This window comes from Maribacter aurantiacus, assembly GCF_005780245.1.
Lineage (GTDB): Bacteria > Bacteroidota > Bacteroidia > Flavobacteriales > Flavobacteriaceae > Maribacter > Maribacter flavus.
The window spans coordinates 1-6,283 of sequence record NZ_VBUK01000018.1; the positions used below are offsets into that span (position 1 = coordinate 1).

The following is a 6,283-nucleotide window of genomic DNA, read 5'->3' on the forward strand; positions in this document are numbered from 1 at the left end:
CTCGGAATTGCGAGCGTGGGTGCTTAACCGAAAAATAGTAACTTAAAACCCGTAACTGACGGTTATACGAGACCGTTGCCACCAATTTATGAAAACCGATAAAACATTAATATTTTTTGCTATTATTTTAGTTTTGATGGTTTCAATGATTTATTTACTAGCGAATGGATTTGGAATTAAATCAGCGAATGAAAAAATTGACTTTGGAGCTTTTGAAATGACAATTCCTCACGATTGGAAAAAAATAGAATTTAAGGGAATTGACAGTTATGTTGGCGGAATTACAAACGGAATTGACTCATTGACATTTGATTATGGATGGTATTCATACGATTTTAAATATGAAAATGGAGAGACTCAACTATTTGCGACAGACACTATAAACGGAAAAATTGCTTTGTTAACTAAACCAAAGGAAGTCGGAAAAGGAACAATCGGCGTCTATATTGAGAAAGCATATAAAAAGAATAGATTTAACCTAATTGGGAATAACATAGATGATGAAAATTTGATTTTCAACATTTTCAAATCAATAAAATTTAAAGATAGCGACACGTTATTGAATTCAAAGCAAATTGAATTTTCAAATAAAATAACACCTTATTCTGGTCGGAGTTTATTTTACATAAACTGTGCTTCTTGTCATCATAGAAACAAAAATATGATTGGACCAGCATTTAGGGGAATAAATGAATTGAAATTTAAAAAATGGATTCTTGATTCAGCGGACTTAACTAAAGAAGACACAACTGAATTTGGAATTAGTTATCATAGAAAAACTTTTGGGAAACTAATAACCGAAAAAGAAATAGAGAAACTAATTGAATACAGTAAAGCGGAATAAAAAACTGGTGGCAACAATGTATAAATTCAATTGCGACTGAATTTCCTGCGGAAATTCATTGCAATTTTCTATCTTTCAGTCTCAATCGGAAAATCGTACCGATTTTCCGCAACTGAAATTTATACGCTAACGTTGGCATCAATTAAAAAAAGTAAAATCAATAATAATGAATCTGACAAAATTACTTTTAATTTTATTTTTACTGGTACTAATTCAATCATGCTCAAACAAAATGAATAAAGTTTTCTGGGTAAGCGGTATAAAAACCGAATGTTCTGCGGGAGCAGGGAAAATGCAATGTTTAAACATTTATAGGGGAGAAGATATAAACAACCCTAATTGGGAAAACTTCTATGCTTCTATAAAAGGCTTTGAATTTGAAGAAGGTTATCTTCAAAAGATTGAGGTCAAGGAAACCCGATTAGATAAAAACGAAGTACCTGCTGACGGCTCTTCTATTAAATACGAACTTATAAAAGTATTGGATAAGCAAAAAGATATTCGCTCAGAACTGAACGGTGATTGGACTTTAGTAAAACTGAACAATGCACCACTTAACAGAATGGTAGCTATACCAACTATCACCATTGAACTCTCTAAAAAAGTATTGGCAGCAAATGGAGGTTGCAATAATTTTACAGGTCAAATAGAGACTCTGACTGCTTCCGAAATATCTTTAGGAACAGTGGCAGGTACTAAAAAAGCGTGCATCAACAAAAATGTTGAACCTGAGTTTCAAAAAACACTTAACTCCATATCGACTTATCAAATACAAGGCGAGACGGTTATATTTTTTGATAAAACGGAAAAGAAAATTCTTGAATTCATAAAAGAAAAGCCAAATAATCCAAATCAAAGACTTCATGATATTTGGGTAACTACAAGAATAAATGGAAACCCCATTAACCGTATGTCACCGATACCGAGAATGGAAATTAACCTAACCGACCTGAAGGTGTTCGGATATGATGGATGCAATCAATACTCAGGAGGGATAAAGAAAGTGACCGAAAACCAAATTGTTTTTGGAAATCTTGCCTCCACCAAGAAAATGTGCCATAAAATGGATACTGCTGAGGCTTTTATCAAAGCAATTAATCAAGTAGCCTTTTATAAATTAGAAGGACTGAATTTGATTTTGATGAATGAAGAAAATGAAGAAGTATTGGCTTTTCTAAAAGGAGATTAAAAAGAAGATAACTGATGCCAACAATGTGCAAAATGCCAACATCCTCCAAACGTCGGTTACTGCATTTGCACAAACCGTTATGGTCACAATCAGCTGAAGCTGACTTGCGTGGCTACGTGCTGCGCACTCCCGCCCCACAAGCAAGTGTGACCATAACGACCTGCTAAACCAAATTGCTAAAACCCTTTCTATTATCTACAGCTCCAGCTGACGCACTCAAGTGCTCAACGTGCCATAACACGGAGCTAAATGCAATTTGGATCAGGCACTCTAACTCCCAATTCAATAAAATGGCAATCCACGATAGCTGCGCCATCTAATTGACAAACAATGCCATGATGCCAACAGTCCAATATCATGGCATTTTTATCCATTTTATTGTATCTTCGTTATCATACCTGAACTGCGTTTAGCAGGTCGTTGTGGGCAATTTAAACCAACCGCCTGAAGCTAAATGGCTTAACCGAAATTAAGAATAAATCCTATCACCAAGATCAAATCTGGTATGGTTGTACAGTTCTTTTTGACCAAAAAGGTTATGATTAATTTAAATAAGTTGGATTGAAAACACTCAAAGAATTGAACCGCTGTTGTCGGTTAACAAAATTAAAATATCAATAAAATGAAAAAAAGTATTCTATTAGCTCTGGTATTGATTGTTGCGTTTGGGCTTCGTTCCTTCGCGCAGTCTGAAGAAAAGGGTTGGATAAAACTATCGGAAAAAACTGTGTCTTACATGGCTGAAACAGATAAAGTCAATATGCTTGGCAAAAAACAAAACATTTCTACAATAAAGTTAAAGTGTATTCGGGGAACCGTTAAGCTTAAAAAGCTACGCGTCAAAATGTCCGACGGCACAGAAAAAGAATTCTCTCCAAAAGGCACCGGTGTTTTTACCAATGGGATGTCATCTTTTGCGTTTAAGCTACCTGGAAATGATACTAAATTAAAAGAATTAGAAATTGATTATGACTCAGCTGGGAATATCATATTTACTAAAAGGGCAAAAGTTGAAATATGGGCCAAATTACGAGAATAAATGAAAGTAAACGTTTGAAAAAGTAAGCTTTGGCCCACTTGTTTATTTTTGATGAAAACTCATTAAAAATAAATCCAATGCAAATACATTCAACAAAGATTACAGAATGCATAGAAGAAGGCAAAAGCGTTTATAAAAATGATTAAATAGGAATTATTATGTGAATAAAACGTAATTAATTACTTGCTGTGCTTTGCATCTTTTTAACACTTGATGAATCTCCATAGGGAAGAACAGTTTGGCAAACTCAGCCGTATTTAATTCCACCAGATGGGGCAGACCTAGATTACAGCGGTTATCCAGCAATTCCTAGTGATAGTGTTGTGACGTCATTGTATAAAAAAGCGTTTAAAAACAACTGTTAAGTTTTCACCCATGGCAATGGTGATGCGGCAATGGACCAGATGATACGTACAATGAAGCCTGCCATAGAAGAATTTGGAAATGATGACCGAAGAAGTGTTCTTATCCACGGTCAATATGTTCGGGAAGATCAACTTGATTCTTTTATGGAATTGAATGTCATTGCTTCATTATTTCCGCTACATACCTATTACTGGGGAGACTGGCACAAACAGATTATTGGAGATAGCCTTGGAAACTCTATCAGTCCTACCAGAACAGCCTTGGATAAAGGTTTGAGGATAACCATCCATACAGATGCACCTGTAGCCCTGCCAAATTTAATGAGGATGGTCGGGATTTCAGTTGAGCGAAAGTCCCGTTCAGGTCAAGTGATTGGTGCGGATGAGAAGACAACTCCCTACGAAGCGCTCAAAGGCATTACAGATTGGTCAGCCTATCAGCATTTTGAAGAAGACACCAAAGGAACTCTTGAAAAAGGTAAGCTTGCCGACTTAGTTATTCTTGATAAAAACCCTTTAAAAGTGCCTGAAGAAGAAATAAAAAACATTATAGTTTTAGAAACTTATAAAGAGGGTAAACAAGTTTATAAAAGGTAACCCTAATACCAAGTTTGGTGTTTTTTTGATTGTAGTAGAATTTACCATTCCCAGCCAAATCCTGTAGTAAAGATATAATCTAATGCTTTTCCTGCTTCAGCTGGTCTATTATCATAATTGAGATTATAACCTGCTCTGATGTAAAAATCCTCAATAAAGAGATCATCATACTTTACATCGAATCTAAAGTCTACTCTAGTGCGACCAGACTTAACATTGGTATCTGAAAAAATTGTAGGGTATAGAATTATATTGGTGAAAAGCTCTAAATCACCGAGATCATATATGTTTAATTCTGTTTTCAAAAATCCCTCAAATGATTTTCTATTCGGTGTTGTTGTAGTAATTCCTTGCTCTGGATTTAAAATAGGTAAGAAGCTTTCAGTATTATACGCAAAACCAGCCAAAACATTCCAATACATCGTATTAGAATATTTTAAATAATTACCAATTCCCATTTTACTTGTTAAGCGTAAGTCTAAGGATTGTTCTGTATTTGATAGTAGATTTACGCTTGCGCCAAGAACCCAATCTTCAGGCAAAATATAGAGAAATTCAATTCCAGCATCATTTCTCCGTATATCTGACGCATCATCTTGTTTGGTCAATAACGTGTTATAAAATAGTCTAGTCGTCCACTTATCCGCCAAATATCCCATCCTTAAATTACCGTTTAGTTGTTGTTGGTTATTAGCTTTAGTTAATGTGAAACCAAAATCTATATTAGCAGAAAGACGGCTTAAAAAACCACTATCTATACTTTTTATGTAAACAACATCACTTTGATTAACAGTTAGGTAATCCCCTTCCCCTTTGTGAATTATTAGTTTTCCAATACCTGAACTTTTTAATGTTCCATTAGTTCTTAGCCCATCAGAAAGCGCTATGAAGTAACGCTGAGTTGCCTTTAATTCTTTAACGTCTTTCCATTTAATTTTAAAATCTGAGTCTGAATATGATGGTTCAATAGTCAAAACACCCTTGAACATACTTTTTAAGTCTCCTACAATAAAATCTCCGTTATTTAGCACGAGAGAATCATTTTGTGAGAAACTTGTATAGTGAATAACAAATATTAATAAGAAAAGTGTGAAAAGTTTATTCATTATATTTAAAAAAAATTTATGAAAACATTCTATTAATTAGTAAATATAAAATTTTTGTTTATTTAAATAATAATAAAATGTAAATGTTGTACATAACAAAGGCGAAAAAAGCATTATAATAATTGTTGTCTTGTTATTAGTCTTTTACTAAAGAATTCTCTCAAAAATAAATAATATGAAATATAAATTTTTAAGTTTGATCTTGATAGCTTTCTGTTTTCATAGTATAAAAGCACAAAATACAAAAGAAGAAATAGACCCTTCCAAGCCTACTAATCTTTACACACAAATTAACACATTAGGTGAATATAACGCTTATGACGGTTTTGCAACTTATGGTACAAGAGTTAATTTTCAATATGCTTTCAATCCTAATAATCTTTTATTAGGAGAAGTACCGCTATTGTATAATGATGCAACAAATGAATTTGGGCTTTCAGATGTTAGATTGCGTTACTTTAACGTAGTAAAAAGAAATATATCAAGCACTATTATAGCCATTGCGCCATTTACTGATATTACAATTCCAACAGGTTCAGCTGAAAAGGGTCTTGGCTCTGACACCTGGTCTATTGCGGTAGGTGGAGTGGTCGGGCTTGTTTTGAATAAAAACATATCCTTGTTTCCTGGAGTTAATTATGTGTATTTAACAGAGCCTAAAGAAAGTGGTTTAGGGTTTCAAACCAACATGAGCTTAAGTTTTAGTAAACAAGCATTTGTGTTTTTAAATCCTATTGTTACAATGTTTGATTTTGACACTATTTGGCAAGCTGAAGTTAACTTTAACTACATAATTACCCCAAATAAATTTAAAGTCAACACAGGGTGGTATCCTAATTTTACAAATGATATAAATACAATTAGAATTGGAGCAACGTTTTTTCTTTAGGATAAGAAAATAATATTTCAAAAGAATCACATAACCAGATAAAAAAATATTGCCAACAATGCCTCCTATGAAAAGCCCTAGTCCAGTTCTCTAAAGTTAATATTTAATTTTCAATTACCTCATAATGATGGTTTTGGGGTGTTGAATCGTTGATAATTCCGATAGGATTATCAACGATTCAATACCATATAACTTGCTCCGCATCCTATATGTGATACACTCTTTTCCGTGTTCACCGGCATCTGTATGATTAT

Annotated in this window: 5 protein-coding genes and 1 pseudogene; 5 read left to right on the forward strand and 1 reads right to left on the reverse strand. The window is 33.7% G+C overall.

What is annotated here, in order from left to right; translation table 11 throughout:
- Positions 1-88 precede the first annotated feature (88 nt).
- From FEK29_RS17685 to FEK29_RS17700, 4 genes and pseudogenes are all read left to right on the forward strand, one after another.
- The gene (locus FEK29_RS17685; RefSeq protein WP_138259769.1) at positions 89-844 is read left to right on the forward strand and encodes a cytochrome c family protein; all 756 of its coding nucleotides are present in this window, start codon (positions 89-91) and stop codon (positions 842-844) included.
- 166 nt (positions 845-1,010) lie between these two features.
- On the forward strand, positions 1,011-2,033 hold the full coding sequence (locus FEK29_RS17690; RefSeq protein ID WP_138259770.1) for an META domain-containing protein: 1,023 nt from the start codon (positions 1,011-1,013) through the stop codon (positions 2,031-2,033).
- Positions 2,034-2,655: 622 nt separating this feature from the next.
- Positions 2,656-3,072, forward strand: coding sequence for a DUF2541 domain-containing protein (locus tag FEK29_RS17695; protein ID WP_138259771.1), 417 nt, complete (start codon positions 2,656-2,658; stop codon positions 3,070-3,072).
- Between the two features lie 383 nt (positions 3,073-3,455).
- A pseudogene (locus FEK29_RS17700) lies at positions 3,456-4,034 on the forward strand (amidohydrolase family protein); the annotation flags it as partial.
- A gap of 41 nt (positions 4,035-4,075) precedes the next feature.
- On the opposite strand, the gene FEK29_RS17705 reads toward FEK29_RS17700, so the two are convergent.
- Positions 4,076-5,140, reverse strand: coding sequence for a DUF481 domain-containing protein (locus tag FEK29_RS17705; protein WP_138259772.1), 1,065 nt, complete (start codon positions 5,138-5,140; stop codon positions 4,076-4,078).
- A 175-nt stretch (positions 5,141-5,315) separates the two neighbouring features.
- Between FEK29_RS17705 and FEK29_RS17710 the strand changes: the two genes are divergently transcribed.
- Positions 5,316-6,029, forward strand: coding sequence for a hypothetical protein (locus FEK29_RS17710; protein ID WP_138259773.1), 714 nt, complete (start codon positions 5,316-5,318; stop codon positions 6,027-6,029).
- The last annotated feature ends 254 nt before the right edge of the window (positions 6,030-6,283 follow it).

What these genes read in the sequence shown, in the direction of transcription:
- FEK29_RS17685 (WP_138259769.1), top strand. Translation starts at nt 89, where the DNA reads ATGAAAACCGATAAAACATTAATATTTTTTGCTATTATTTTAGTTTTG.
- FEK29_RS17690 (WP_138259770.1), top strand. Translation starts at nt 1,011, where the DNA reads ATGAATCTGACAAAATTACTTTTAATTTTATTTTTACTGGTACTAATT.
- FEK29_RS17695 (WP_138259771.1), top strand. Translation starts at nt 2,656, where the DNA reads ATGAAAAAAAGTATTCTATTAGCTCTGGTATTGATTGTTGCGTTTGGG.
- FEK29_RS17705 (WP_138259772.1), bottom strand. Translation starts at nt 5,140, where the DNA reads ATGAATAAACTTTTCACACTTTTCTTATTAATATTTGTTATTCACTAT.
- FEK29_RS17710 (WP_138259773.1), top strand. Translation starts at nt 5,316, where the DNA reads ATGAAATATAAATTTTTAAGTTTGATCTTGATAGCTTTCTGTTTTCAT.